Source organism: Streptomyces sp. NBC_01717, assembly GCF_036248255.1.
In the GTDB taxonomy this organism is placed as follows: Bacteria; Actinomycetota; Actinomycetes; order Streptomycetales; family Streptomycetaceae; genus Streptomyces.
In genome coordinates, this window is the sequence record NZ_CP109178.1 from 5,496,349 (window position 1) to 5,523,338 (window position 26,990).

General features: G+C 70.6%; 26 protein-coding genes. 15 read left to right on the forward strand and 11 right to left on the reverse strand.

Annotated elements, in window-relative coordinates; all coding sequences use genetic code 11:
• Nucleotides 1–165 precede the first annotated feature (165 nt).
• Complete coding sequence (locus tag OHB49_RS24955) at nt 166–651, reverse strand: GNAT family N-acetyltransferase (RefSeq protein WP_030976767.1); 486 nt, start codon at nt 649–651, stop codon at nt 166–168.
• A 50-nt stretch (nt 652–701) separates the two neighbouring features.
• On the opposite strand from OHB49_RS24955, the gene OHB49_RS24960 reads away from it, so the two are divergent.
• The gene (locus tag OHB49_RS24960) at nt 702–1,517 is read left to right on the forward strand and encodes an exodeoxyribonuclease III (protein ID WP_329163166.1); all 816 of its coding nucleotides are present in this window, start codon (nt 702–704) and stop codon (nt 1,515–1,517) included.
• Here OHB49_RS24960 and OHB49_RS24965 read toward each other — a convergent pair.
• Both OHB49_RS24965 and OHB49_RS24970 read right to left on the reverse strand, forming a co-directional pair.
• Nucleotides 1,507–1,788 (reverse strand): DUF2087 domain-containing protein, encoded by a 282-nt coding sequence (locus tag OHB49_RS24965; protein WP_030976771.1) that lies wholly within the window; start codon nt 1,786–1,788, stop codon nt 1,507–1,509. The genes OHB49_RS24960 and OHB49_RS24965 overlap by 11 nt on opposite strands.
• 63 nt (nt 1,789–1,851) lie before the next feature.
• The gene (locus OHB49_RS24970) at nt 1,852–2,505 is read right to left on the reverse strand and encodes a MerR family transcriptional regulator (protein WP_030976772.1); all 654 of its coding nucleotides are present in this window, start codon (nt 2,503–2,505) and stop codon (nt 1,852–1,854) included.
• Between the two features lie 168 nt (nt 2,506–2,673).
• On the opposite strand from OHB49_RS24970, the gene OHB49_RS24975 reads away from it, so the two are divergent.
• From OHB49_RS24975 to OHB49_RS24990, 4 genes are all read left to right on the forward strand, one after another.
• A complete protein-coding gene (locus tag OHB49_RS24975; RefSeq protein ID WP_329163168.1) occupies nt 2,674–4,212 on the forward strand; it encodes a flavin-containing monooxygenase in 1,539 nt (512 codons plus the stop codon).
• Nucleotides 4,209–5,153 carry an alpha/beta fold hydrolase gene (locus OHB49_RS24980; protein WP_329163170.1) on the forward strand — a complete coding sequence of 315 codons (945 nt, stop codon included), beginning with the start codon at nt 4,209–4,211 and terminating at the stop codon, nt 5,151–5,153. Before OHB49_RS24975 ends, OHB49_RS24980 begins: the two co-directional genes overlap by 4 nt.
• A complete protein-coding gene (locus OHB49_RS24985) occupies nt 5,150–6,070 on the forward strand; it encodes an SDR family oxidoreductase (RefSeq protein WP_329163172.1) in 921 nt (306 codons plus the stop codon). Before OHB49_RS24980 ends, OHB49_RS24985 begins: the two co-directional genes overlap by 4 nt.
• 85 nt (nt 6,071–6,155) lie before the next feature.
• The gene (locus OHB49_RS24990) at nt 6,156–6,350 is read left to right on the forward strand and encodes a hypothetical protein (RefSeq protein WP_329163174.1); all 195 of its coding nucleotides are present in this window, start codon (nt 6,156–6,158) and stop codon (nt 6,348–6,350) included.
• Between the two features lie 633 nt (nt 6,351–6,983).
• Here the strand turns inward: OHB49_RS24990 and OHB49_RS24995 are convergent.
• Nucleotides 6,984–10,262 (reverse strand): S41 family peptidase, encoded by a 3,279-nt coding sequence (locus OHB49_RS24995; RefSeq protein ID WP_329163176.1) that lies wholly within the window; start codon nt 10,260–10,262, stop codon nt 6,984–6,986.
• A gap of 184 nt (nt 10,263–10,446) precedes the next feature.
• Between OHB49_RS24995 and OHB49_RS25000 the strand changes: the two genes are divergently transcribed.
• Both OHB49_RS25000 and OHB49_RS25005 read left to right on the forward strand, forming a co-directional pair.
• On the forward strand, nt 10,447–11,019 hold the full coding sequence (locus OHB49_RS25000) for a TetR/AcrR family transcriptional regulator (protein WP_329163177.1): 573 nt from the start codon (nt 10,447–10,449) through the stop codon (nt 11,017–11,019).
• 116 nt (nt 11,020–11,135) lie between these two features.
• Nucleotides 11,136–13,367: an MMPL family transporter gene (locus tag OHB49_RS25005; RefSeq protein WP_329163179.1), complete on the forward strand. Its 2,232-nt coding sequence runs from the start codon at nt 11,136–11,138 to the stop codon at nt 13,365–13,367.
• Nucleotides 13,368–13,513: 146 nt separating this feature from the next.
• Here OHB49_RS25005 and OHB49_RS25010 read toward each other — a convergent pair whose 3' ends face one another.
• Nucleotides 13,514–13,879 (reverse strand): SsgA family sporulation/cell division regulator, encoded by a 366-nt coding sequence (locus OHB49_RS25010; protein ID WP_030976792.1) that lies wholly within the window; start codon nt 13,877–13,879, stop codon nt 13,514–13,516.
• A 209-nt stretch (nt 13,880–14,088) separates the two neighbouring features.
• Here OHB49_RS25010 and OHB49_RS25015 point away from each other — a divergent pair, with 209 nt between their 5' ends.
• The 5 genes from OHB49_RS25015 (at nt 14,089) to OHB49_RS25035 (ending at nt 18,731) form a co-directional block, all read left to right on the forward strand.
• A complete protein-coding gene (locus OHB49_RS25015; protein WP_329163182.1) occupies nt 14,089–15,138 on the forward strand; it encodes an energy-coupling factor ABC transporter permease in 1,050 nt (349 codons plus the stop codon).
• Nucleotides 15,138–15,899 (forward strand): cobalt ECF transporter T component CbiQ, encoded by a 762-nt coding sequence (gene cbiQ, locus OHB49_RS25020; RefSeq protein ID WP_329163185.1) that lies wholly within the window; start codon nt 15,138–15,140, stop codon nt 15,897–15,899. Before OHB49_RS25015 ends, cbiQ begins: the two co-directional genes overlap by 1 nt.
• On the forward strand, nt 15,896–16,663 hold the full coding sequence (locus OHB49_RS25025) for an energy-coupling factor ABC transporter ATP-binding protein (protein ID WP_030976796.1): 768 nt from the start codon (nt 15,896–15,898) through the stop codon (nt 16,661–16,663). The genes cbiQ and OHB49_RS25025 overlap by 4 nt, the downstream gene beginning before the upstream one ends.
• Before the next feature lie 113 nt (nt 16,664–16,776).
• On the forward strand, nt 16,777–17,940 hold the full coding sequence (locus OHB49_RS25030; RefSeq protein ID WP_329166609.1) for a serine hydrolase domain-containing protein: 1,164 nt from the start codon (nt 16,777–16,779) through the stop codon (nt 17,938–17,940).
• Nucleotides 17,937–18,731, forward strand: a complete 795-nt coding sequence (locus OHB49_RS25035) for an SDR family NAD(P)-dependent oxidoreductase (RefSeq protein ID WP_329163188.1) — start codon at nt 17,937–17,939, stop codon at nt 18,729–18,731. The genes OHB49_RS25030 and OHB49_RS25035 overlap by 4 nt, the downstream gene beginning before the upstream one ends.
• A gap of 127 nt (nt 18,732–18,858) precedes the next feature.
• Here OHB49_RS25035 and OHB49_RS25040 read toward each other — a convergent pair whose 3' ends face one another.
• From OHB49_RS25040 to OHB49_RS25050, 3 genes are all read right to left on the reverse strand, one after another.
• Nucleotides 18,859–19,710 carry a DMT family transporter gene (locus OHB49_RS25040; protein ID WP_329163189.1) on the reverse strand — a complete coding sequence of 284 codons (852 nt, stop codon included), beginning with the start codon at nt 19,708–19,710 and terminating at the stop codon, nt 18,859–18,861.
• Nucleotides 19,707–20,231 (reverse strand): YbaK/EbsC family protein, encoded by a 525-nt coding sequence (locus tag OHB49_RS25045; protein WP_329163190.1) that lies wholly within the window; start codon nt 20,229–20,231, stop codon nt 19,707–19,709. Before OHB49_RS25045 ends, OHB49_RS25040 begins: the two co-directional genes overlap by 4 nt.
• Before the next feature lie 72 nt (nt 20,232–20,303).
• Nucleotides 20,304–21,941, reverse strand: coding sequence for a penicillin-binding transpeptidase domain-containing protein (locus OHB49_RS25050; protein WP_329163191.1), 1,638 nt, complete (start codon nt 21,939–21,941; stop codon nt 20,304–20,306).
• Nucleotides 21,942–22,130: 189 nt separating this feature from the next.
• Between OHB49_RS25050 and OHB49_RS25055 the strand changes: the two genes are divergently transcribed.
• On the forward strand, nt 22,131–22,394 hold the full coding sequence (locus OHB49_RS25055; RefSeq protein WP_329163193.1) for a hypothetical protein: 264 nt from the start codon (nt 22,131–22,133) through the stop codon (nt 22,392–22,394).
• Nucleotides 22,395–22,585: 191 nt separating this feature from the next.
• Complete coding sequence (locus tag OHB49_RS25060; RefSeq protein WP_329163195.1) at nt 22,586–23,053, forward strand: hypothetical protein; 468 nt, start codon at nt 22,586–22,588, stop codon at nt 23,051–23,053.
• Between the two features lie 258 nt (nt 23,054–23,311).
• Here the strand turns inward: OHB49_RS25060 and OHB49_RS25065 are convergent, their stop codons facing one another.
• The 3 genes from OHB49_RS25065 to OHB49_RS25075 form a co-directional block, all read right to left on the reverse strand.
• Complete coding sequence (locus OHB49_RS25065; RefSeq protein ID WP_329163196.1) at nt 23,312–23,533, reverse strand: helix-turn-helix domain-containing protein; 222 nt, start codon at nt 23,531–23,533, stop codon at nt 23,312–23,314.
• The gene (locus tag OHB49_RS25070) at nt 23,533–24,024 is read right to left on the reverse strand and encodes a DUF2975 domain-containing protein (protein ID WP_329163197.1); all 492 of its coding nucleotides are present in this window, start codon (nt 24,022–24,024) and stop codon (nt 23,533–23,535) included. The genes OHB49_RS25065 and OHB49_RS25070 overlap by 1 nt, the downstream gene beginning before the upstream one ends.
• Nucleotides 24,025–24,250: 226 nt before the next feature.
• Nucleotides 24,251–26,029, reverse strand: coding sequence for a dolichyl-phosphate-mannose--protein mannosyltransferase (locus tag OHB49_RS25075; RefSeq protein WP_329163198.1), 1,779 nt, complete (start codon nt 26,027–26,029; stop codon nt 24,251–24,253).
• 53 nt (nt 26,030–26,082) lie between these two features.
• Here OHB49_RS25075 and rsmI point away from each other — a divergent pair, with 53 nt between their 5' ends.
• Nucleotides 26,083–26,976: a 16S rRNA (cytidine(1402)-2'-O)-methyltransferase gene (gene rsmI / locus OHB49_RS25080; protein WP_329163200.1), complete on the forward strand. Its 894-nt coding sequence runs from the start codon at nt 26,083–26,085 to the stop codon at nt 26,974–26,976.
• Nucleotides 26,977–26,990: the final 14 nt, after the last annotated feature.

Here is a 26,990-nt window from a genome sequence, read left to right on the forward strand (position 1 = left end):
GCTCGCCGGTTGCGGACGCCGAGGCCATGCACCGGCTGATCCCGCAATCCGCGCTCGTCGTCGTCGACCGCGCCGGGCACCTGCCGAACCTGGAGCGGCCGGAGCGGTTCGACGCAGCGCTGCTCGGGTTCCTCGGAAGGCTCTGGACCAGGACAGAGGCCTGGATCAGGACTCCTGGAGCGGTTTGGCGAAGCAGAGGCTGCTCTCGTACGTGCGGTAGTAGCCGAACTTCTCGCACGGGGTGTAGCCGCTGGAGGTGTACAGCGCGATCGCCTCCGGCTGCTGGTTGCCGGTCTCCAGCACCATCCGGATGCGGCCCGCTGCCCGTGCGTCCGCTTCGAGGGCGGCGAGGATACGGCGGGCCAGACCCTGCCCGCGGCCCTCCCGGGTCACGAACATCCGCTTGAGCTCGGCGTCCCCGTCCGAGTAGCCCTCGTCGTTCCGGTCCTGCGCACGCCAGCCGCCGGTGGCGACCGGTGCGCCCGACTCGTCGTAGGCGAGCAGATACAGGCCGTTCGGCGGCCGGAACATCGACGGGTCGAGCGGTGTGACATCGCCCTCGTCCCCGTAGCGCTCGGCGTACTCGAGCTGCACCTCGTCGTTGAGTTTGACGGCGTCGGGGTGGTCGAAGGACCGCGGATGGATATACATGCGAAATATGGTACATGTATGCGGCATCCGTTAATCGGTATGGTGCCGGGATGCTCACCGTGACCACTGTAAATGTGAACGGGCTCCGCGCCGCCGCGAAGAAGGGCTTCACCGAGTGGCTGGCGCAGACCGACGCCGATGTGATCTGCCTGCAGGAGGTGCGGGCCGAGCCGCAGCAGCTCGCCGCCGAGGTGCGTGAGCCCGACGGCTGGCACACCGTGCACGCACCTGCCGCCGCCAAGGGGCGGGCCGGGGTCTCGCTCTACACGCGCCGGGCGCCGGAGCGGGTGCAGATCGGGTTCGGCGGGTTCGGGGACGCCGGGAGCGAGGAGTTCGTCGGCAGCGGCCGGTACGTCGAGGTCGACCTGCCCGGTGTGACGGTGGCGAGCCTGTACCTGCCCTCCGGTGAGGTCGGCACGGAGCGGCAGGACGAGAAGGAGCGCTTCATGGGCGCCTTCCTTTCATACCTCAAGGGACTCAAGGTGCGGGCTGCGGCCGACGGCCGCGAGGTGCTGGTGTGCGGTGACTGGAACATCGCCCACCAGGAGGCCGACCTGAAGAACTGGAAGGGCAACAAGAAGAACTCCGGCTTCCTGCCGGAGGAGCGGGAGTGGCTGACCCGGGTCTTCGACGAGGCCGTATACGTCGATGTGGTGCGGTGGCTCCACCCCGACGAGGAGGGGCCGTACTCCTGGTGGTCCTACCGGGGGCGGGCCTTCGACAACGACACGGGCTGGCGCATCGACTACCAGGTGGCCACGCCCGGTCTCGCCGGGCGTGCGGTGAAGGCATGGGTCGAGCGGGCCGCCACGCATGCCGAGCGGTGGAGCGACCACGCGCCGGTGACGGCCGTCTTCAACCTGTGAGGGTGCGGCGGTAGCTGCTGCCGTCCTTGGGGCGGGTCAGCAGGCCCGCCACCACCAGATAGCGGCGCAGCGCCGAGTAGTCGTCGTGCACCGTCAGCAGAGCCTCGTTGACCTCGCGCTCGCTGTACGTGCGGTCCGGCGCGAACAGCGTCCGGGCGAGGTGGACGAGCAGCTGTTCGCGGCGGGCCGGCTTGCGGGGGATCGCGGTCAGTCGACCGTGGGAGAACAGGGCGGCTACCCCGTGCGAACTGCTCGGATCGTTGTCAGGCATGAGCGGAAGCCTGGCGCACCGGGCAGGTGCGGGCAACGCAATTTCGGGCGACGACTCCGAGGGCTACGTCTCCGGCTCCGAGGGCTTTGGCCGGGTGTCGTCGTCGCGGCGCAGCCTGCGGTCGAAGGCCATCGAGAGTTCCGCGTCCACCACCGCGCGGGCGAGCGGGCGGAGTTGGGCCGGTTCGGCCTCGGTGGAGTGGGCCCGCATCACCCCGACGAAGAGTTCGGCGAGCGCGTCCGCGTGTTCGCGGACCCGGCGGCCCGCCGAGAGAACTGTGGAGAGCGGCACCCCTTCCCGTACCAGCTCAGCCGACACCTCCAGGAGGCGGCGGCTGATGTGCACGATCTCGTCGCCGTCGGTGGCGAGATAGCCGAGGTCCAGGGCGGCGGCGAGGTTCTCCGGGGTGACCTCGCCCTCGAAGTAGTCCGCGAGCTGTTCGGGCGTGAGGCGGACCGGGGTCTCCTCGGTCGGTTCGCCCAGCCCCAGCACCTCGGCGACATCTCGGCCGCTCTCGAACGTCCGGGCCAGATCCGCGATTCCGGTGAGGGTGTGGCCGCGCTCCAGCAGGCCGGCGATCGTCCGCAGTCGCGCCAGGTGATGGTCGTCGTACCAGGCGATGCGTCCCTCCCGGCGCGGTGGCGCGATCAGTCCGCGCTCCCGGTAGAAGCGCACGGTCCGTACGGGGATGCCGGCCTCTCTGGCCAGCTCCTCCATGCGGTATTCGCGGTGCTCGCGTCCTTCAGCCACAACGGCACCCTATGTTGTACCGTCGGTAACTTTCCCTTGCCCGACCCCTACCCATCGGTACGGAGCTGCTCTACTCTCCCCACAATGCCAGTGATTGCTGGCAGAGTCGTGTGACGTACCGCGGGAGGCGGCAGCATGGCCCAGCACGAGCATGTACGAGTGGCGGTGATCGGATCCGGATTCGGGGGCCTGGGGGCCGCGGTCCGGCTGCGCCGCGAAGGCATCACCGACTTCGTCGTCCTGGAACGCGCCGACTCCGTCGGTGGCACCTGGCGCGACAACAGCTATCCGGGCTGTGCCTGCGACGTACCGTCCCACCTCTACTCGTTCTCGTTCGCCCCCAACCCGGAGTGGCCGCGCACCTTCTCCGGGCAGGAACACATCCGCGCCTACCTGGAGCGCGTCGCCGACACCTTCGGGCTGCGTCCGCACATCAGGCTGGGTCACGAAGTGACGATGATGCGGTGGGACAACGACGAGCTGAACTGGACGATCGAGTCCGCGAACGGGACCACGATCGTCGCCGATGTCGTCGTCTCCGCGACCGGCCCGCTCTCCGACCCCAAGATGCCGGACATCCCCGGTCTCGCCGACTTCCCCGGCAAGGTCTTCCACTCGGCCCGCTGGGACCACGACTACGACCTGACCGGCAAGCGCGTCGCCATGATCGGCACCGGTGCCTCCGCCATCCAGATCGTGCCGTCGATCCAGCCGAAGGCCGAGAAACTGACCCTGTTCCAGCGCACCCCGCCGTGGGTCATGCCGCGCATGGACCGCAGCATCAGCGGTGCCGAGCGGTGGCTGCACCGCACGCTGCCGTTCACCGGCGCCGCGCGCCGCGGACTGCTGTGGGGCATACGGGAGTTGCAGGTCAGCGCCTTCACCAAGCACCCGAACGAGCTCGGTCTCGTCGAGAGGATAGCCAAGTCCAACATCGCCCGGGCCATCAAGGATCCGGCGCTGCGGGCCAAGCTGACCCCCTCGTACCGCATCGGCTGCAAGCGGATCCTGCTCTCCAGCGCCTACTACCCGGCTCTCGCCCAGCCCAATGTGGATGTGGTCGCCTCCGGGCTGACGGAGGTGCGCGGCTCCACCGTCGTCGCCGCCGACGGTACGGAGACGGAGGTCGACGCGATCATCTTCGGCACCGGCTTCCATGTGACGGACATGCCGATCGCCGACCGGGTCGTCGGCGCGGACGGCATCACGCTTGCCGAGGCCTGGAAGGACGGCATGCAGTCGCTGCGTGGCGCCACCGCCGCGGGCTTCCCCAACTGGATGACGATCATCGGCCCCAACACGGGGCTGGGGAACTCCTCCATGATCCTGATGATCGAGTCCCAGCTGAACTACATGGCGGACTATCTGCGCCAGCTGAACGTCCTGGGCGGACGGGCCGCGCTCGGCGCGCGGAAGTCGGCGGTCGGGATGTGGAACCGGCGGGTCCAGGAGCGGATGAAGCGGACCGTCTGGAACACCGGTGGCTGCACCAGTTGGTATCTGGACGCCAACGGGCGCAACACCACGGTCTGGCCGGGGACGACAGGTGAGTTCCGCCGTGCGACACGGACGGTGGACCTCGGGGAGTACGAGGTCATCCGGCCCCGGAAGGCTGATGCCGCCGCCGAGACCGTCGTCGCCGGGAAGTCCGTCGCCGAGGAGGTCGCGCGATGAGCCGGCTGCTGCGACGCGAGGACGCCCCGCCGGTGCCCGCGCGCGAACTGACCGCCGTCTCCGCGGACGGCTCCCGCATCCACGTCGAGGTGTACGGGCCGGACGACGCCCCCGCGGTGGTGCTGGCGCACGGCTGGACCTGCAACACCCACTTCTGGGCCGCGCAGATCCGGGACCTGGCGGTGGACCACCGGGTCGTCGCCTACGACCAGCGCGGACACGGGCGTACGCCCGCCGTCGGCCCCGAGGGGTACAGCACCGACGCGCTCGCCGACGACCTCGAAGCGGTGCTGGCCGCCGCTCTCGCCCCCGGCGAGCAGGCGGTGCTCGCGGGGCACTCCATGGGCGGCATGACGCTGATGGCCGCCTCGCGGCGGGCAGGGCTGCGTGAGCACGCGGCAGCCGTACTGCTGTGCAGCACCGGCAGTTCGCGGCTGATCGCCGAGTCGCTCGTCGTGCCGATGCGGGCCGGGGCCGTCCGGACCCGGATGACCCGCGCGATCCTGGGGGCGCGGGCCCCGCTCGGGCCGGTCACACCCGTCTCGAAGCGGATCCTCAAGTACGCGACGATGGGAGCCGGTTCGGCGCCGGAGCGGGTCGAGGCCTGTGCCAGGATCGTGCACGCCTGTCCGCGGGCGTCACGGGTCGCCTGGGGGCATGTGCTCGCGGAGCTCGATCTCGACGCGGGGATACGGGAGTTGCGGGTGCCCACGGCCGTGATCACCGGCACGGAGGACCGGTTGACGCCGCCGGTCCACGCCCGTGCCCTCGCTGCCGCGCTGCCCGACTGTCTGGGGCTGACCGAGCTGGCGGGCATGGGCCACATGACACCGGTGGAGGCGCCGGAGGCGGTCACCGCGAAAATCCGGGAACTGGTCGCCGGGTATGTCACCCCTGCCACCGGCACGGTCGGTGGCAGTGTTGAGGAGGAGGTCGTATGAGCGGCAGGCGCAGTCTCGAAGGACAGGTCGTGGTCGTCACCGGCGCGGCGCGCGGCGTGGGCGAGCTGCTGGCCCGCAAGCTCTCGGCCCGCGGTGCGAAGCTGGCGCTGGTCGGCCTGGAGCCGGACGAGCTGAAGAAGGTCTCCGAGCGGCTGCACTCGGAGAGCGCCCACTGGTATGCGGACGTCACCGACCATGTGGCGATGGCGCAGGTCGCGCAGGAGGTGAAGGAGCGGTTCGGCAAGGTCGATGTCGTCGTCGCCAATGCGGGGGTCGCCTCGGGCGGGCCGTTCGTCGACTCCGACCCGGAGTCGTGGCGGCGGGTCATCGAGGTCAATCTGATCGGCGGCGCGGTGACCGGGCGGGCGTTCCTGCCCGCACTGATGGAGAGCCGCGGCTATTTCCTGCAGATCGCGTCGCTCGCCGCGATCACTCCGGCGCCGATGATGACCGCGTACTGCGCGTCGAAGTCGGGTGTGGAGGCGTTCGCACACAGCCTGCGGGCGGAGGTCGGGTACCGGGGGGTGAAGGTCGGCGTCGGTTATCTGTCCTGGACGGACACCGACATGGTGCGGGGCGCCGATGAGGACGACGTCATGCGGGAGTTGCGGCAGCGGCTGCCGTGGCCGGCGAATCGTACGTATCCGCTGGGCCCGGCGATCGACCGGATCGTGGCCGGCATCGAACGGCGTTCCGCGCATGTGTACGCGCAGTGGTGGCTGCGGGGCATGCAGTCGGTGCGGGGCTACCTGCCGGCGGTCATCGGGGTGGTCGGGCAGCGTGAGATGAAGCGGTTCGGGCCGCGGCTGGAGGGCGTGGGCAAGGGGCTCGTGGGCGCCGGGGGTGCGGCGGACGAGAGTGCGCGGGGCGTGGGGGGAGCGGGGGGTGCGCGGGGTTCGGGCACTCAGCGTGACTGATCGAAATGCGTGGGATGTCCTGCCGTGTAAGTCTGGTCGAGGCCCTTACGGGCCACCCCCAAGCACCCCACTAGGAGTGAACAGCATGGGTATCGCAGACCAGTTCAAGGACAAGGCGCAGGAGCTCGCCGACCAGGCGAAGAAGAATGTCGGCGACAAGAAGGGCGACGCGCGGCAGCGGTCGTCGTCCGAGACGTCGGAGCGCGGGCGTGACAGGGCCCAGAACACGTCGCGGAACGCGGCGCGGGGCACGCACGACCGGATCGACGACGAGTCTTGACTTGATCGTTGGTGACCTGCGCGGAGGCGTGGGTTGAGGCTTCGCGCGGATGAGGGGCGCGTCCGGGAGACCGGGCGCGCCTTTCGCGTGCGTGGCGGGTTTCCTTCCCCACCCCGCCCCTTCCCGAATCCGGGGGCAAGCCCCCGGGCCCCCCTTGTCCGCAATCGCCGGACGGGTTCACATTGCCCTCGCCGGACGGCTTCACGAGCTGCCGTCGGCGGGCGTGGCTTACGAGTTGTCGTCGGCGGGTGGGTTCACATGGCCGTTGCCGGACGGCTTCACGAGCTGCCGTCGCCGGGTGGGCTCACGAATTGCCGTCGCTGGACGGGGCCCACAAGCTGCCGTCGTCGGACGTGGCTCACAAATCGCCGTCGGTGGACGGGGCCACGAGATGCCGTTGTCGGACAGAGCTCACGAGTTGCCGTCGCCGGGTGGCTCACAAGTTGCCGTCGGCGGACGGGTTCACGAGTTGCCGTCGGCGGACCGGCTCACGAGCTGCGTTCGTCGGGCGGCGCTCGTGAATCGCCATCGGCGTGGGGCCACATTCGCCCGCGGTCGCCCTCGAAGCCGGCGCGGGCAGTCGGCCCGGCCGGCGATCGAGGACGAACCGTGGAGCCGGGCCCCCGCGCCGAGTTACCTCGGGGGCAGGGGCGGGCGTGCCCGGTCCGGGACTGTTTCGTACGTGGGCGGGGTGGCGGCCGGCTGGGTCTTCAGGAGGTCCAGGGCCACTTGCACCGCGTCGTCCAGCACCGCGTGGCGGCCCTCCGCCCAGTCCAGCGGGGTGCGCAGGGCCTCCAGGTCCGGTTCGACGCCCCGGTTCTCCACCGACCAGCCGTACTCGTCGAACCAGGCCGCATTCATCGGCACCGTGATCACCGTGCCGTCGATCAGCCGGTGCCGGCCGGTCATGCCGACCACGCCGCCCCACGTCCGCTGACCCACGACCGGCCCCAGCTCCAGCAGGCGGAACGCGGCGGTGATCATGTCGCCGTCGGAGGATGTCGCCTCGTCGGCGAGGGCCACCACCGGGCCCCGGGGGGCGTTGGAGGCGTACGAGACCGGCTGGGCGTTGCGGGTCAGGTCCCAGCCGAGGATCGTGCGGGTCAGTTTCTCGACCACCAGCTCGCTGATGTGGCCGCCCGCGTTGCCGCGTACGTCGACGATCAGGGCCGGGCGGGAGACCTCCAGGCGCAGGTCCCGGTTGAACTGGGCCCAGCCCGAGCCGCCCATGTCGGGGATGTGCAGGTAGCCACACTTGCCGCCGCTCAGCTCGCGCACGACTTCGCGGCGTTTGGCCACCCAGTCCTGGTAGCGCAGCGGCCGCTCGTCGATCAGGGGCACGATCGCGACGCGGCGCGCGGGGCCCTCGCCCTCGGCGGGCTGGAAGGTGAGTTCGACCGTGGTGCCGCCCGCCGCGGAGAGGAGGGGGTAGGGGCCTGCGACGGGGTCCACCGGGCGACCGTCGACATGGGTGAGGATCGCGCCCTCCCGGATGCCGGTACCGGCGAGCGGTGAACGGGCCTTGGAGTCCGAGGAGTCGCCGGGCAGGATCCGCCGGACCACCCAGGCTCCGTCCCGGCACACCAGGTTCGCGCCGAGCAGCCCGATCGGCCGCTGGTAGTGCGGCGGGCCCTCGTTGCGGCGGGCGGGTGCCACGTACGCGTGCGAGGTGCCCAGTTCGCCGAGCACCTCGCGCAGCAGGTCGGCGAACTCGTCCGGCGTCGCCACCCGTTCGACCAGCGGCCGGTACTGGTCGAGCACGCCTTCCCAGTCGATGCCGCACATGTCCGGCTCCCAGAAGTAGGCGCGGATGATGCGCCCCGCCTCTCCGTACGCCTGCCGCCATTCCGCCGGCGGGTCGACGTCGTGCAGGATCCGCCGCAGGTCGAGGTAGACCGTCGAGTCGCTGTCGCCGGCCTCGGTGGCCGGTACGGCCCGCAGTTCGCCGTCGTCCATGACGACGAGCCGTGTCGCGTCGCCGCTGACGGCGAACCAGTCGAGATGGCCGACGAGTTCGGTCTTTCTGGCCTTGGTGATGTTGAAGTGTTCGAGGGTGGGGCGGCCCGAGGTGTCGGCCGGGTTGACGAACGTCTCGCCGAGCGCGCCGGAGATCGGCCAGCGCAGCCAGACGAGCCCGCCGCCGCTGACCGGATGGAGCGCCGAGTACTTCGACGCGGTGACCGGGAACGGTGTCACCCGGTTCTCCAGCCCCTCGAACTCGACGGTGACCGTGGCCCCTTCGACCGGGGTCGCTTCCGGAGCGTCGACCGGGTCGAGGCCGCCGGCCGCCGGGCGCCCTTCCGGTGAGAGAGCGAACGGGGACGGGGTGGCCGAGGAGAGCGGCACCAGGTACGGGCGGCAGCCGAGCGGGAAGGAGAGGTCGCCGGTGTGGACGTCGTACACCGGGTCGAAGCCGCGCCAGGAGAGGAACGCGAGGTACCGGCCGTCGCCCGTGAACACCGGGTTCTCGTCCTCGAAGCGGCCGTTGGTGACATCGACGATCACCGGCGCGCCGGGTCCCATGATCCGGGCCAGTTTGATCTGCCGCAGCGAGCGGCCGATCCCGGGGTGGGACCAGGTCAGCCAGGCGCCGTCCGGCGAGAACGCCAGATCGCGGACGGGGCCGTTGATGGAGCGGATCAGTTCGGTCGGTTCGCCGGTGGACTCTTCGGCGGTCTCCAGGAGGAGCAGGCGGCCGTCGTTCGTCGCGATCGCGAGCCGTTCGCCGTCCGGGTCGGAGGTCAACTCCTGGACCCGGCCGATCTGCCCGGAGGCCAGCCGGCGCGGCTCCCGGGGTCCACTGGCGCGCGGCAGGTAGGCGATCTCGATCGCGTCCACACCGTCCGCGTCCGTGACGTACGCGACCTGGCCCATGCTGCCGAGCATCTCGGGCTGCCGGATCCGGACCCCCGGTGTGTCGCTGATCGTGCGGGCCGGTCCGTCGCGGTGGGTGAGCCAGTACAGACTGCCGCGTACCGCGACGGCGCTCGCGCGTCCCGTCTCGTCCACGGACAGCGAGTCGACATGGCTGGCGGCCGGCACCTGGTACGGACGCCGCCCGGCCCGCGGCCCGCCGAGCCGCACCTCCAGCTTCCGCGGCACCGCGTCCGGCGACAGGTCGTCGACCAGCCACACTTCGCCCGCGCACTGGTAGACGACCCGGCGCCCGTCGCTGGACGCGTGCCGGGCGTAGAACGCGTCGTGGTCGGTGTGACGGCGAAGATCGCTGCCGTCGTGCAGACAGGAGTAGAGGTTGCCGACGCCCTCGTGGTCGGAGAGGAACGCGATTCGTCCGCCGACGAACATCGGTGCGTCCAGATGGCCGTCGAGATCGGGCAGCAGCCGCACGCCGTGCAGCCACAGTCGTCCCATCGCCCCGCCCCGGTACCGCTTCCAGGCGGCCGGTTCGTGCGGCGGCGTGCCGGTGAGGAGCAGCGTGCGCCGCTCGCCGTCGATGTCCGCGACCGCGATGTCGGCGACCGGGCCCCAGGGGAGCTTCCCGCCGGGGGAGCCGTCCGTGGGGACGCTGAAGGCCCAGGAGAAGTACGAGAACGGCTGGGCGTGCGAGGACACGGCGAGGATGTGGGACTGCTCGCCCGGATCGGGCGTCCAGCCGCGGACCCGGGCGTCGGTGGCCCCCCAGTAGGTGATCCGGCGGGCCGGCCCGCCCTCGACCGGGGCGAGATGGATCTCGGGGTCGAGGCTGCGCCAGGTCGTGTAGGCGATACGGGTTCCGTCGGGGGAGAAGCGAGGGTGGCTGACCCGGGTCCGGTCGACGGTCACCCGCCAGGCCCGGCCGGGCCGGTGCCCCTCGGGGACGAGGGGAGCGACCCAGAGGTCGTCCTCGGCCGCGAAGCAGAGCAGGTCCTCGTGGAGGTGCGGGAAACGGAGATACGCGACGTCGTCACTCACCCCCCAATGCTTTCCGTGCGAGAGGGCCCCGGCAACTCGTGGCGCGCCAAGTTGTGGTGCAGCACACAAGCGAAACGATTTAGTTTCGCTGAGTCGGCGAGGTACCGTCGATGTGTACGAAACAGTTTCGTTCGACTGATGTACGAGCGACTGACGTACGACCAGGAGAACAGGAGGTCGCACCATGGCACGCACCAGGCTCACGCCGGAGCGCGAGAGCGAGATGTACGCCGCGGTGCTCGACCTGTTGCGCGAGGTCGGCTACGACGCCCTGACCATGGATGCCGTCGCCGCCCGCACCCGTTCCAGCAAGGCCACCCTCTACCGCCAGTGGGGGAGCAAGGCGGAGCTGGCCGTCAAGGCGCTGCGGCACAACAAGCCGGGCGGCCTTGCCGAGATCGACACCGGCTCGCTGCGCGGCGACTTCCACGCCGCCCTCGGCCGTGCCGACGACTGCCAGATGGAGAAGGACTCCGCGCTGATGCGGGGCCTGATGCATGCCGTCCACGAGAATCCCGATCTCCACCAGGCCCTGCGCGAGCTGCTCATCGAGCCGGAGATGACCGGCCTCGACACGCTGCTCCGCCGAGCGGTGGGCCGGGGTGAGCTGCGTCCGGACAACCCGGCGCTGAAATATGTACCGCACATGCTGATCGGCGCCTTCGCCGCTCGGCAGCTGGTCGAGGACCGCGCCGTCGACCGGGCGTTTCTCATCGACTATGTCGACTCCGTGATCCTCCCCGCTCTCGGCGTCTGACCCCGTCCCCTCCGTACGGCCCTCTCCCCAAGCTCCACCTGACACGCCGCTCTCGTCGTCGGGCTGGTTCCTCACGCCCTTTTCCACTCACACGACCTGACCGGGAGTACGCCCCCGTGGCCACATTCCTCTACAAACTCGGACGGTTCGCCTTCCGGCGCCGCCGCTATGTCGCCCTCGTCTGGGTGGCGCTGCTGGCGCTCGCCGGATTCGGCGCGGCCTCCGCGTCCACTGCCACCTCCAGCTCCTTCTCCATTCCGGGTACGGAGGCACAGAAGGCCTTCGACCTGCTGGAACAGCGCTTCCCCGCCGCCAGCGCCGACGGCGCGACCGCACGGGTCGTCTTCAAGGCGCCCGACGGCGAGAAGATGACGGACCCGGCCAACAAGGCCGAGGTGCGCAAGGTCGCGGACGAGCTGAAGTCCGGCTCGGACCAGATCGCCTCGGTGACCGACCCGTACACGGGCAAGGCCGTCAGCAAGGACGGTTCCACCGCGTACGTCTCCGTCTCCTACAAGGTCAGCTCGATGGAGCTGACCGACGCGACACGGGACGACCTCCAGGACACGGGCAAGGCGGCGCAGCAGAGCGGGCTCACCGTGGAGATCGGCGGTGACGCGCTCCAGGTGATGCCGGAGACCGGTGCCACCGAGATCATCGGTGTGGCGATCGCGGCGGTCGTGCTGGTCATCACCTTCGGGTCGCTGATCGCGGCCGGGCTGCCGCTGCTGACCGCGCTCATCGGCGTCGGCATCGGCGTCTCGACGATCACGGCGCTGGCGAACGTGCTCGACCTGGGCTCCACCACCTCCACCCTCGCGATGATGATCGGCCTCGCGGTCGGCATCGACTACGCGCTCTTCATCGTCTCCCGCTACCGCGCCGAGCTGGCCGAGGGCCGCGAGCGCGAGGAAGCGGCGGGGCGGGCGGTCGGTACGGCCGGTTCCGCGGTCGTCTTCGCCGGTCTCACCGTGGTCATCGCCCTGGTCGGCCTGGCTGTCGTCAACATCCCGATGCTGTCGAAGATGGGCTTCGCCGCGGCCGGTACGGTCGCCATCGCCGTCCTGATCGCGCTGACCCTGGTCCCGGCGATGATGGGCTTCGCGGGCAAGCGGGTGATGGGACGCAAGGCACGCAAGGCCGCCGAGGCGGAGATCAAGACGGAGCCGAAGCCGAACATGGGCACCCGGTGGGCGCGGTTCGTGCTGCGCAAGCCGGTGTGGGTGCTGTTGGTCGGAGTCATCGGCCTCGGGACCATCGCCGTGCCGGCCGCCTCCCTGGAGATGGGCCTGCCCGACGACGGCTCCCAGCCCACCAGCACCACTCAGCGCCGCGCCTACGACCTGCTCTCCGACGGCTTCGGCCCCGGCTTCAACGGTCCCCTGATGGTCGTCGTGGACACGGCGAACAGCTCGGACGGCAGGACCGCGGTCAACCGCGTCACCGACGAAATCTCCGGTATCCCGCACGTCGTCGCCGTCTCCCCGGCCACCTTCAACAAGGCCGGCGACACCGCGATGATCACCGTCGTCCCCAAGGACCGGCCGAGCTCCGCCGAGACGGAGAACGTGGTCCACGCGATCCGTGACGCGGGCACGGACATCAAGTCCGACACCGGCGCCGAGGTCCTGGTCACCGGTTCCACGGCGATGAACATCGACTTCTCGCAGAAGATGAACGACGCGCTGCTGCCGTATCTGGCGCTCGTCGTCGGTCTGGCGTTCCTGCTCCTGATGGTGGTCTTCCGGTCGGTGCTGGTGCCGCTGAAGGCGGCCCTCGGCTTCCTGCTCTCGGTCGTCGCTGCCCTGGGTGCGGTCGTCGCGGTCTTCCAGTGGGGCTGGCTCGGCTCGCTCTTCGGTGTCGAACAGACCGGCCCGATCATGTCCATGATGCCGATCTTCATGGTGGGTGTCGTCTTCGGCCTCGCCATGGACTACGAGGTCTTCCTCGTCACCCGGATGCGCGAGGCGTACGTCCACGGGGAGAAGCCCCCGCAGGCGATCGTCACCGGCTTCCGGCACGGCGCCCGCGTCGTCACCGCCGCGGCCGTGATCATGATGGCGGTCTTCGCCGGGTTCATCGGATCCAGCGAGTCGATGATCAAGATGATCGGCTTCTCGCTCGCCATCGCGGTCTTCTTCGACGCGTTCGTCGTCCGGATGGCGATCGTGCCTGCGGTCCTCGCCCTGCTCGGCAAGCGCGCCTGGTGGCTGCCGCGCTGGCTGGACCGGCTGCTGCCCAACGTCGACGTGGAGGGTGAGAGGCTGCGCAAGCAGCTCGGCGAGACGCCGTCCGACGGCGAGGGCCACGGTGACGCCCAGGGTGAGCGCGAGCTGACCCGGGTCTGATTGCCGGGGGGGGGCAACCCCCTGAGAGCCCCGGGGCCCGCGTCTGAGCGGAGCGCGGCCCCGGACTGCACCGGTTACCTGTGGGGACGGGGGACCGGGGCGACGATGAGCCCCCGTGCGAGCGGCACGGGGGCTCATTCATGCCGTCACGCCCGGGCCGTCACCGCCTGCGCGGCCTCGGGACTGGTCTCGTCGTGGATGCGGTGCAGGAAGCGGATCATCGACGCGTTGTCGAACTGGACCACCTCGACACCGTCCGTCGAGTGCTTCTCCACCACCAGCTGTGCCCGGCCCAACGGCCATATCCGGATGGCGCCGCTCCTTGCCGGGGAGCGCATCCCGCCTTCCAGCAGATCGCGGCCGAAGGCCCAGTCGGTGCCGCCGGGGAAGGCGACATGGACGGTTCGCGGGTCGGAGCCGGCGTCGTACCGCAGGTCGACGGGGACTGTGAAGGTGTCGGTGGCCTCGGTGATGAGCCGGGCTTCGGTGTGCTCTTCGATCACGGGGGACATGGCCGACTCCTCCTATTTATTCACTCCTGCCCTCTAATGTCCCATATTTTGGCCGGTTGGCACGACGAGACCGGTTGGCGCGACGAGGGCGCCGGGCGGCCGGGGCGCACAGCTGTGAGGTATGCGCTCTTGCGAATGGTTCGCAACAAGGCCCTATCATTGAGAGGTTCATGACCCCGCGCAGCGAAGCAGGAAGCGGAGCCTCCTCCATGCATGTACCCGACGGATTCATCAACGCACCCGTCTCCGCCGCCGCCGGTGTCGTCGCCGCGGGTGCCGTTGCGGTCAGTCTGCGGGGTGCCCGCCGCGAGCTCGATGAGCGCACCGCGCCGCTCGCGGGTCTTGTCGCCGCCTTCATCTTCGCCGTGCAGATGCTGAACTTCCCGGTGGCCGCAGGTACCAGCGGCCATCTCCTGGGCGGAGCGCTGGCCGCGATCCTGGTCGGTCCTTATACCGGGGTGCTCTGCATATCCGTCGTCCTGCTCATGCAGGGCATCCTCTTCGCGGACGGCGGGCTCACCGCGCTGGGCGTCAACGTCCTCGACATGGGCATCACGACCACCGTCGTCGCGTACGCCCTCTTCCGCGGACTGGTCGGTGTGCTGCCGCGGACCCGTCGCTCCATGACGGTCGCGTCGTTCGTCGCCGCGCTGGTGTCCGTACCGGCCGCGGCGGTCGTCTTCACGCTGATCTACTGGATCGGCGGTACCACCGACATCGCGATCGGCAAGGTCTTCACCGCCATGGTCGGCGTACACGTCCTGATCGGGATCGGTGAGGCCCTGATCACGGCGCTGACCGTCGGCGCCGTGATCGCCGTCCGCCCCGACCTGGTGCACGGCGCCCGGGGACTGACCGCACCGCTCAAGCTCCGGGTCGGCGGCGAACTCGTCGACGCGCCGGCACGCGAGACCGCCCCCGTCGCCGGCCGGTCGACGCGCAAGGTCTGGGCCACCGGCCTGGTCACCGCCCTCGTCCTCGCGGGCTTCGTCTCCTTCTACGCCTCGGCCAGCCCGGACGGCCTGGAGAAGGTCGCCGCCGACCAGGGCATCGACGAGAAGACCGAGCCGCATGCGTCCAAGGACTCCCCGCTCGCCGACTACGGCGTCCGGGACATCTCCGACGCCCGGATCTCCGGCGGCCTCGCCGGAGTGATCGGGGTCGGCGCCACGGTCGTGGCCGGCAGCGGGGTCTTCTGGGCCGTGCGCCGCCGCCGTACGCCGGACGCACTCGACGCGCGCACCCGGGAAACCGTCTGATGGGCGCCGGGCACGCCCACAAGCTCTACCGCCACGGGCACTCGCCGGTCCATGATCTGCCGCCGCACTGCAAGCTGGCCGCCGTCTTCTGCTTCGTGGTGGTCGTCGTCTCGACGCCGCGCGAGGCGGTCTGGGCGTTCGCGCTGTACGCGGCGCTGATCGCCGCGGTCGCCGTGCTCGCCCGGATCCCGGCCGGGTTCCTCCTCAAGCGGCTGCTCATCGAGGTGCCGTTCGTCGCGTTCGCGCTGCTGATGCCGTTCGTGGTGCCGGGCGAGCAGACCGAACTCCTCGGTGTCCCGGTCAGCGTCCCCGGCCTCTGGGGCGCCTGGAACGTGCTGGCCAAGGGCACCCTGGGCGTCGCCGCCTCGGTGCTGCTGGCCTCCACCACCGAGCTGCGCTCCCTGCTGCTCGGCCTCCAGCGGCTCAAGCTGCCGCCGCTGCTCGTCCAGATCGCCTCGTTCATGATCCGGTACGGGGACGTGGTCACCGACGAGATGCGGCGCATGTCGATCGCCCGCCGTTCCCGGGGCTTCGAGGCGCGCGGCCTGCGGCAGTGGGGGGTTCTCGCCGCATCGGCGGGTGCCCTCTTCATCCGCTCCTACGAACGCGGCGAACGGGTCCATCTCGCCATGGTCAGTCGCGGCTACACCGGCTCGATGCCGGTCATCGACGAAGTGTCGGCGTCCCGTGCCCAGTGGGCGTACGCCTCGGCACTCCCCGTCCTCGCCCTCGTCGTCTGTCTGCTGGGATGGACCCTATGAGCATGTCACCGACGCCCCCCGCCTCCCTCGAGGTCAGCGGCCTCGCCTACGCCTACCCCGACGGCCACCAGGCGCTCTTCGGCGTCGATCTGACCGTCGCCCGCGGCGAGCGCGTCGCCCTGCTCGGCCCGAACGGCGCCGGCAAGACCACCCTCGTCCTCCACCTCAACGGCATCCTCGACGCGGGCGCGGGCACCGTCCGGGTCGCCGGTCTCCCGGTGGAGAAGCGCAACCTCGCCGAGATCCGCCGCCGCGTCGGCATCGTCTTCCAGGACCCCGACGACCAGCTCTTCATGCCGACCGTCCGGGAGGACGTCGCTTTCGGGCCCGCCGCCTCAGGGCTGCGCGGCGCCGAGCTGGAGGAGCGGGTCGTCGAGGCTCTGAAGCAGGTCGGCATGGAGGGGTACGCGGACCGGCCCCCGCATCACCTCTCCTTCGGCCAGCGCCGCCGGGTCGCCGTCGCCACCGTGCTCGCGATGCGGCCGGAGATCCTCGTCCTGGACGAGCCGTCGTCCAACCTGGACCCCGCGTCGAGGCGTGAACTCGCCGACATCCTGCGGTCGCTGGACGTCACCGTGCTGATGGTCACGCATGACCTGCCGTATGCCCTGGAGCTCTGCCCGCGCGCCGTCATCCTCAGCGACGGTGTCATCGCCGCCGACGACCGTACGCATGACCTGCTGTGCGACGAGGAGCTGATGCGCGCCCACCGTCTGGAGCTGCCGTTCGGATTCGACCCCCGCTCCGTGACCATGGGCGCGTGACCGGCGGGGGACGCGCGGCCGCCCCGGTCGTGCCGGGATGAACGTCACCCGCGGTACCGCTCACCTGCGGCGCCGTGCACCATGGGGGGATGAGCGGGAGTGCAGGAGCAGGCGTGGACGTACGGGGCACGGTGGCGGCCGGATTCGAACCGGTCAGGGACGCCTTCATCCGTAACTTCGAGCACCGCGGCGAGCGGGGGGCCGCGGTCGCCGTCTACCGGGACGGGCGCAAGGTCGTCGATCTCTGGGCCGGTACGAGGGACGTGGACGGCGCGGAGCCGTGGGCCGTCGACACCGTGCAGATCGTCCGCTCGGCGGGCAAGGGCATCGCCGCCGCCGTACCGCTGCTGCTGCACCAGCGCGGCCAGGTGGACCTGGACGCACCGGTCGGCACGTACTGGCCCGAGTTCAAGACGGCCGGCAAGGAACGCGTCCTCGTACGCCACCTCCTCGCCCACCGGGCCGGGGTCCCCGCCCTCGACCGGCCGTTGACGCCGCAGGAGGCCGCCGACGGGATATCCGGGCCGCTGGCCGTCGCCGCGCAGTGCCCGCAGTGGGAGCCGGGCACCGCGCACGGCTACCACGCGCAGACGTACAGCTGGCTCGTCGGCGAACTGGTGCGCAGGGTCACCGGGCGCACCGTGGGCCGCTGGGTCGCCGAGGAGATCGCCCGCCCGCTCGGCCTGGACTTCTGGTTCGGGCTGCCGGCGGAGGAGGCGCACCGGGTGGGCCGGATCGGACCGGTCGAGCCGCCCGCCCTCCAGGACAACGGCGGCGCACTGCGGCTGCGCCCCAAGCGGTCGGTCACGGAGGCCTACCGCGACCCGGAGTCGCTGACCCGTCGCGCGTTCGGCGCGATAGACCCGCTGCCCGACGAGAACGACCCCGCCTACCGGGCGGCCGAACTCCCCGCCTCCAACGGCACCGCGACCGCCCGCGCCCTGGCCCGGTGCTATGCCGCGATGATCGGACCGGTCGACGGCCACCGGCTGTTCGCTCCGGCCACCCTCACCCTGGCCCGCACCGAGGAGTCCGCGGGCCCGGACCGGGTGCTCGTCGTGAACACCCGCTTCGGCCTCGGCTACATGCTGCACGGCCCGGCCGCCCCGCTCCTCGCCCCCGGCTCCTTCGGCCACCCGGGCCGCGGCGGCTCGCTCGGCTTCGCCGACCCCGAATCGGGCATCGCGCTCGGCTATGTGACGAACGGTCTGCAGAGGGGAGTCACCGCCGATCCCCGTGCCCAGGCCCTGGTCAGAGCAGTACGGTCGGCGCTATGACTCCTACCGGTGATTCCAGGTTCGACGGATACGGCGTACTCATCACGGGCGCGGGACAGGGCATCGGCGCGGCCACGGCCCGCCGGCTGGCCGGCGAGGGCGCGCGCGTCCTGGTGACCGATCTGGACGGTGACCGCGCCGAGCAGACGGCGGCGGCGATACGGAAGACGGGCGCCACCGCCGAGTCGCTGCCCTGCGACGTGGGCGACCGGGCGGCGGTCGAGGCTGCGGTGGCCCGCGCGGTCGAGGCGTTCGGCACGCTCGACGTGCTGGTCAACAACGCCTACCGCTGCACCCCCGACACCCCGCTCTTCGAGGACGAGCCCGACGACGTCTGGCAGGGCGACCTGGACGCCACGCTCACCGGCCCGTACCGCTGCTCGCGCGCCGCTCTGCCGCATCTGGTGGCGTCGGGGAGGGGCGCGATCGTCAACATCGGCTCGGTCAACGGCGAGCAGGACTTCGGCAACCACGCCTACAGCGCCGCCAAGGCCGGACTGGGCAGTCTGACCCGTACGCTCGCCGGCCACGCCGGTCCGCGCGGGGTCCGGGTCAACCTGGTGGCGCCCGGCACGATCCGAACGGACGCCTGGGCCGGACGTGACCTCGAGCTGGACCGGGTGAGCGCGGTCTACCCGCTGGGCCGGGTCGGCGAACCGGACGACATCGCGGCCGCGGTCGCCTTCCTCGCCTCCCGCGACGCGGCCTGGATCACGGGTACGACGCTGCGGGTGGACGGCGGCCTGCTCGCTGTGAACACAGGCTTCCGGAGGGCGATCGCGGAGGACTGAGCCGGGTGGCCGCCGCCGGGCGGCATGCCTCTCGCGTACGGACGTGACAGGTGATCCTCGGGTGTCACGTCCGTTCACGGCACGTCCGCTGCCGTCCGGGACCGTCGCCGCGCGCGGGACGGCGTGCTCAACTCGTGTGCAGCATCAGCCCGATCCCGATGACCATCAGCCCGGCCGCCGCGATGCGCGGTGCGCCGAACCGCTCCTTGAAGAACACCGACCCTATCGCCGCGCCCACGATGATCGACGATTCGCGCAGGGCTGCGATCGGGGCCAGCGGGGCCTTCGTCTGCGCCCACAGGACCAGCCCGTACGCGACCACCGACAGGGCCGCGCCCAGCAGCCCCCGTGCCGCGAACGGCCTGAGCTGGGCGGCCAGTTGTCCGCGGCGGCGGCAGAGCGTGTACGCCGGGACGGCGAGCCCCTCCAGGATCATCAGCCAGGCGATGTAGCCGAGCGAGGTGCCGGAGGCCCGGACCCCCACTCCGTCGACGGTCGTGTAGCCGGCGATCGCCAGACCCGTTGCCAGCGCCGCGGTGATCGCGGGCCAGTGCGGGCGGGCCTGCGAGCCCCGGATGCCCCAGAGCGCGACGCCGACGAGCCCGGCGCAGGCGACCGCCACCCCCGCCGTCGCCCAGCCGTCCGGCCGCTCGCCGACGAAGACAGCCGCGAGCACCGTCACCACCAGGGGCGCCGTGCCGCGTGCGATCGGGTACATCTGGCCGAAGTCGCCGAGCGTGAACGACCGCATCAGCAGCGCCATGTAGGCGACGTGCAGGACCGCCGAGACGACCAGATACGGCCACGCCTCCGCGGCCGGCAGCGGTACGAAGCAGGCGGTGACCGCGCCGAGCAGCGCCCCGCCCCCGGAGATCAGGGTGAAGGAGAGCAGTTGGTCCTTGATGGCGTGCGCGATCGCGTTCCAGCTGGCGTGCGTGATCGCCGCGGCCAGGACCGCGATCGCGACCAGCGGCGTCACTTCGCCTGCTCGCGCACGTCCACCACGGTGCCGCCGGCATGCCCGATGACCGTCTTGGGGTCGAGCGGGAAGACGGTGTACGGGGTGCCCGCCGCGGCCCACACCACGTCGTGGTCGAGCAGCCCGCGGTCGGCCAGCACCCGTGTCTTCGTACGGTGGCCGAAGGGCGGCACCCCGCCGATCGCGTATCCCGTGGTGTCCCGGACCAGGTCGGCCCCGGCGCGCTTGACCTTCCCGGCGCCCAGTTCCCGCCGCACGAGCTCCACGTCGACCCGTGACGAGCCGTCCATCAGGACCAGCACGGGCGCCCCGTCGGCCTCGAAGATCAGCGACTTGACGATGGCGCTGAGGTCGCAGCCGATCGCGGCGGCGGCCTCGGCCGCCGTACGGGTCGCCTCCGGGAAACGGCGGATCTCGACATCGAGGCCCAGCTCGCGCAGGGCTTCGGCGAATCGGGGGTGGGCTTCGGCTGCGGCCTCAGGAGCTGGGGTGACGGGAGCCGTGGCGTCGGGAGTACTCATGCCCCGCACGCTAGCGGCCGTCCAGCGGGGCACGCGATTCTGTTTCGGCCACCGGACCCCGGTCGGAGCAGATCACGGCCCCGCGCGCAGCACCTGAGCCACCACCGGGCCCGCCGCGTCGCCGCCGTGGCCGCCGGACTGGACGACCGCCGCAGCCGCGAGGTCGTTGCTGAAACCGGTGAACCAACTGTTGGACGTGGCCTGTCCGTCGACCTCCGCCGAACCGGTCTTCGCGCCCTTGTCACCGCCGACCGAGGCCATCGCCGCCTTGCCGGTGCCCCAGCTCGCGGTCTGCCGCATCATGTTCGTCACCTGCTGGGAGACGGACGCGGGCAGCGAACGGGATGCGGTGGCCAGCTGACGGCCGTCCAGCTCCTGCGGCACGAGGACCGGCTGCCGGAAGGTGCCGTTGCGTGCGGTGGCGGTGATGGACGCCATGTTGAGTGCGTTCATCTCGATGGTGCCCTGGCCGATGTACTGCGCGGCGGCCTCACCGCCGGTGGCCTCGGGCACGCTGCCGTCGAAGGACGCGGAGCCGGTCTTCCAGTCGAGACCGATCCCGAAGACGTCCCGTGCCTCCTTGGCCAGTGCGGCGTCGTCCTTGGTCTCGTCGATCAGCTTGATGAAGGCGGTGTTGCAGGAGCGGGCGAAGCTGGTGGTGAGGGTGCCGTCCGGGATGGAGAACCCGTCCAGGTTCTGGAACGTACGGCCTTGGTACATCACGGTCTTCGGGCACTCGATCTTCTGGTTGGCGCCCGCGAGTCCCTTCTCGACCAGCATCGACGCGGTCACGATCTTCATCGTCGAACCGGGTGCCTGCTTGCCGAGCATGGCCGCGTTGAAGCCGGTCGCAGGGTTGTTGGCGACCGCGCGGATCGAACCGGTGGACGGCCGGACCGCGACCACCGAGGCCTGGCTGTACTGCTTGACCGCCTTCTCGGCCGCTGCCTGGACGTTCGCGTCCAGCGTGGTCTGCAGCTTGCCGGGCTTCCCCTTGGACAGCGTCAGCAGCGTCTGGTCCGGGGTGTCCTCGCCCGCGGACTCGATCCAGGTCTCAATGCCTGCGGTCCCGCCGACCTTCTCGCCGTACTTCTCGCGCAGCGCGTCCAGGATCGGCCCCAGCGACGGGTACTTCTCCTTCGTCAGCACCCTGCCGTTGTGGTCGAGCGCCTGGATCGACGGGGCGGAAGCCTCGCCGGTCTTCAGCGACTCGCCGTCCGCCAGGTCCGGGTGGATCACCGAGGGCTTCCAGTCGACCAGCGCCCGGCCGGTGGTCAGGCCGCGCACGACGGTCAGTTCGGAGGAGTACGACCAGGGCTTGGACTTCCCCTCGTAACTCACGGTCGCCTTCACCGTGAACGGCACTGTCGTGCCGGTCGCCGGGCCCGGAGTGATCACCGCCTTGGTGACGTGGGCCTGGGCGCTGTATCCGCTGAGAGCCGGTTCGGCCTCGGACGCGTTGTTGGTGAGCTGGGACGCGTCCGCCGCCTCGCCGGCCGCCCAGGCCTCGAGGAACTTCTTCGACGTCTCACTGATCTCCGCCTTGCTCGGCGGCCCCGTCTTCACCACGGCGGAGGCGGGGCGGCCGTCCGCTGCGTCACCCCCGCCGCCCCCGAGCCCGTCGAGCACGTTGTAGGCCCCGTACCCCACGCCGCCGACCACCAGCACGAACACTCCGCCGATGACGGCGACCTTCGCTCCACTGCGCATCTGTGCAGTCCCCCTCCCCAGGAGGCTCCCTTGAACATGTTCAAGAGAGCGCTTGCGGGCACTTTACGGGACGGCAGTGACTCCAGGGGTAGTTGTTATCGGACCGCGACCGGCAGCGGCAGGAGGAGGCCGGTCAAATCCAGGCATCCGACCACATGCGGTTGAACCAGGACCGTTCAGCTTGCCGCTTTGACTGTTGATGGCGCCGACACCACCATTTCCGGCGGCTTCGAGGTCGCCGGCCCCGCAGGCGCCCTCACCCTCGACGGCGCAGACCGAGGCCGCGACCGCGGCGACCGCCCGGCCCCCTGGAACATTGCCAGCCCGCTCCTCACCAGCATCGACCGCGACCACCGCGACGACCGTGACCAGGGTTGCCGGAACGGCTCAGGCCTGACCGTCCGGGGCGGCAACAGCACCGGCAACGGAGGCGCGCCGCGGTGTTGTCGGTGAGGGTGACGCAGTGCAGGGTGAGGCTGCGGTCGTCGTCGACGAGGACGGTCATCGCATCCAAGCTGAACCAGAACGCCGCGGGCGAGGGTGGCGCCGTGAACCTTGCTGGAGGGTCCGCGACGATCAGCAGGAGCCTGATCGAGGACAACACCGCCTCAAACGCCGGCGGCATCTTGGCCAACAGCACGACGGTGGACATCGACGACAGCACCATCCAGCACAACACCGCCACCAGCATCGGCGGCGGCCTGGCCACGATCGGCAACGGTTCCCTACATCTCCGGCGGAGCTCCGTCAGCGAGAACACCGCCACCGTCCAGGCCGGCGGCATTCAAGACCAAACCCCAGCGGTGATCGAAGACAGCAAGGTCAACGGAAACTCCGCCGCTCTTGGCGGCGGCATTGTGGTGGTCCTCGGCGACATGACCATGCGCCGCAGTCAGGTCAACGAGAATCGGGCAACCACTGGCGGCGGCATCGTCAACGTCAACAGCCTGACACTCACCGACGTCGAAGTGGCCCGCAACACCGCCAACACCTCCCCAGGCGGTATCCGTAACAGCGGCACCGTCACCACCAACGGCCAAATCCGCATCACCGACAACGTCCCCAGCAACTGCGCAGGCAGCTCCAGCCCTGTGCCCGGCTGCTCCGACTGACGGTCACATCGGAAAGCCCACGCCCACATTCGTGGCCCCGCCGCACGGCAACAGCGTGAGTCCTGAGCGGAATGACCACCCCCGCCCCTGAAATGCCTCGGCGAGCCACCAGGAAGGGCTCTGTCCTGGCTACGGACGGAATTTCGGCGGCGGGGGCTGTCAGGGCTTCGGCGTGTTCGCGCGATGTCCGTTTCATGATCATGTGAGCCGAGGAGGGTGAGCGGTCGGCGGGCGTCTTCACGCCCGCCCTGGGGCGCGTCATGCGCCCGCGGCGTCCTCGGCCTCCCAGCGCAGCAGGTCGCCCGGCTGGCACTTGAGCACCTCGCAGAGTGCGGCGAGCGTCGCGAAGCGCACCGCCTTGGCGCGGCCGTTCTTGAGTACCGCCAGGTTGGCGGGCGTGATCCCTACGCGATCCGCGAGCTCGCCCACGGACATCTTCCGCCTGGCCAGCATCACGTCGATGTCGACGGTGATCGGCATCAGATCACCTCGTCCAACTCGGCCTGCATCTGCGCCGCTTCGACATCGCGCGCGACGGCCTGGGCGAGCAGCATCCGTAGTACGAGCACCATGAGCGCGACCCCCAGGATGGCCACGCCGACCCCGCCCATGATGACGGTGACGCCCGGGTCTTCCCGCTGGCCCGGAGCGTTGAGGGCCGTGACCGCGAACCACACGAGAGCGGCCGCCACGATCGCGCCGATCATGACGTCCACGTACCGGAAGGCGGCGTGGGAGAACACGGTTCCGCGTCGCACCATCGTCACCAGCCGCCACACGCAGACCAGGGCGACCTGGGCCGACATCATGCCCAGGATCGTGATCACGCGCAGCGGGGTCAGCGGGAGCGACCCGTCCTCCGGGTCGCTCCCGCTGACCAATGCCCACACCATTCCTGCCTGTACGAACACGGTGCCGGCGAGCACCACCACGAGCACGGCGCGCAGCGCACGCACTGCCAGGTTTCCCATGACCCATCCTTCCATCGAGTTGCGATGGGAATCTATCGAATATCGATAGGTGAAGCAAGGGTTGGGACGGCGGGTGGGCGACGGTTTCGCACTGCGGCGGGACGTCGCCGAAGCCCTGAGGGGGCGTCTGCGGGCCGTCCGACGGTGGCCGATGGTCACCGATAGCGGCCGACGAACACCAAGAGGGCGCGGCCGCCGGCCGCGCCCTCTTGGTGTTCGTCAGCCGCTAAATCCAGGTATCCAGCCACATGCGGTTGCGCCAGGAATTCTCCGGAATGGACATGCCCGTGTACAGCGGCCAGAAATAGATGAAGTTCCAGATGATCAGCAGGACGAGTACGCCGGCCGCGACCGCCCCCAATGTCCGCCGCCGTTCACCGGACGGATCGCCCGTCACCAGGCCCAGTTCCCGCCTGGCCCCGGTGCCCGCCGCGGGCCCGATCATCGCGCCGATCATCATCGCCACCGCGAGACAGAGGAACGGCACGAACACGACCGCGTAGAACAGGAAGATCGTCCGTTCCTGGTAGAGGAACCACGGCACCCAGCCCGCCGCCACACCGCAGGCGATCGCGCCCGCCCGCCAGTCGCGCCGGAAGAGCCACCGCCACAGGACGTACACCAGGGCGAAGCACGCGGCCCACCACAGCAGCGGTGTGCCGATCGCCAGCACCTCACGGGCGCACTTGCCGGTCTCCGAGGCCGTGCAGCCGTTCTGCTCCTCGTAGAAGTACGAGACGGGGCGGCCCAGGACGATCCAGCTCCAGGGGTTCGACTGGTACGTGTGGCCGGACGTCAGGTTCACATGGAACTCGTAGACCTGGTACTCGTAGTGCCACAGGCTGCGCAGCCAGTCCGGCAGCCAGGTCCAACTGCCGCCCTTGCCGTCGGTGGTGGCCCAGTCCCGGTAGTAGCCGTGGTGGTCGGGATCGTTCCTGATGATCCAGCCGGTCCACGAAGCGATGTACGTCAGGATCGCGACCGGCACGGTCGAGACGAACGCGGGCACCAGATCCCGCAGGATCACCGCCCGGTACGGCTGGATCGCACCCGCCGTCCGGCGCGCGCCGACGTCCCACAGCACCGTCAACAGACCGAACGCGACCAGGATGTACAGCCCGTTCCACTTCGTGCCGAACGCCAGCCCCAGGGAGAGCCCGGCCGCGATCCGCCACGGCCGCCACCCCAGCCGCAGCGTCTCGGCGATCCGCGCGTCCGGGCGCAGCACCCCCTCCGCGTCGACCGGCAGTGCCGCGGCGAGCCTGCGCCGCGCCCAGTCCCGGTCGATCAGCAGACAGCCGAACGCCGCCACCACGAAGAACATCAGTACCAGGTCGAGCAGTGCGGTGCGGCTCATCACGAAGTGCAGCCCGTCGACGGCGAGCAGCGCGCCCGCCAGACACCCCAGGAACGTCGAGCGGAACAGCCGCCGCCCGATCCGGCACAGCATCAGCACCGACAGCGTGCCGAGCACCGCCACCATGAACCGCCAGCCGAACGGCGTGAACCCGAAGAGCTGCTCGCCGAACCCGATGATCCACTTCCCGACCGGCGGATGCACCACATAGCCGGGCGCCGTCGGCACCGTCACCAGCGAAGGATCGGCCAGGATCGACTTGTCGACGTCCTTCGGCCAGGACCCCTCGTACCCCTGCTTGATCAGCGCCCAGGAGTCCTTGGCGTAGTACGTCTCGTCGAATATCACCGCCTTCGGGCTGCCCAGATGCCAGAACCGCAGCACCCCCGCGACCAGCGTCACCAGCAGTGGCCCGCCCCAGGCCGACCACCGCACCAGCCGCTCGGCGGTCGGCGGCGACACTCCCAGCACCGCCCACAACTGCGGTCCCGGCCGGTTGTACGGCGGGACCAGCCGTTCCCGCAGCCCGATACCGGGCCGCGGCGAATGGCCGAAGCGGCGCAGCCGCTGCTGCCAGGAAGGCGGCTTTTCGCCGTGCTGTTCCCCGGCGTCTTGACCCTGCTGGGCTTCGGGCGCAGTACTCGTCACCGCGCCATCGTAGGGAACGCATCTGTGCGACTGCTGTCGCCCGTGCTGGGAGGATGGCTGATGTGACTGGAACGACTGGAACGCTGGTACTCGCAGGGACCCCCATCGGCGATGTGGCGGACGCCCCGCCACGGCTCGCCGCAGAACTGGAGACGGCGGACGTCGTCGCCGCCGAGGACACCCGCCGGCTGCGCCGGCTGACGCAGGCGCTCGGCATCCACACCACGGGGCGTGTGGTCTCCTACTTCGAGGGCAACGAGTCGGCGCGTACGCCCGAACTCGTCGAGGCGCTGACCGGTGGCGCCCGGGTCCTGCTCGTCACGGACGCCGGGATGCCGTCCGTCTCCGACCCCGGCTACCGGCTCGTCGCCGCAGCGGTGGAGAAGGGCATCAAGGTCACCGCGGTCCCCGGCCCGTCCGCCGTGCTCACCGCGCTCGCCCTGTCCGGTCTGCCTGTCGACCGGTTCTGCTTCGAGGGCTTCCTGCCGCGCAAGGCGGGCGAACGGCTCGGCCGGCTCCGTGAGGTCGCCGACGAGCGCCGCACCATGGTCTTCTTCGAGGCCCCGCACCGGCTCGACGACACCCTCGCCGCGATGGCCGAGGTGTTCGGCGGCGACCGCAGGGCCGCCGTGTGCCGGGAGCTGACCAAGACGTACGAGGAAGTGAAGCGCGGCCCGCTGGCCGAACTGGCGGTCTGGGCGGCCGAAGGCGTACGCGGCGAGATCACCGTCGTCGTCGAGGGTGCGGCGGATGTGGCCGAAGAGCTGGACGCCGCCGAGCTGGTACGCAGGGTGCGGGTGCGCGAGGAGGCGGGGGAGCGGCGCAAGGAGGCGATCGCCGCTGTCGCCGCGGCTGCGGGGCTGCCCAAACGCGAGGTCTTCGATGCGGTCGTCGCCGCAAAGAACGCGTCGCGGACCGGCCCTGCGGACGGCAAAGGACTGTCGTAAAAGAGCAAAGTGCG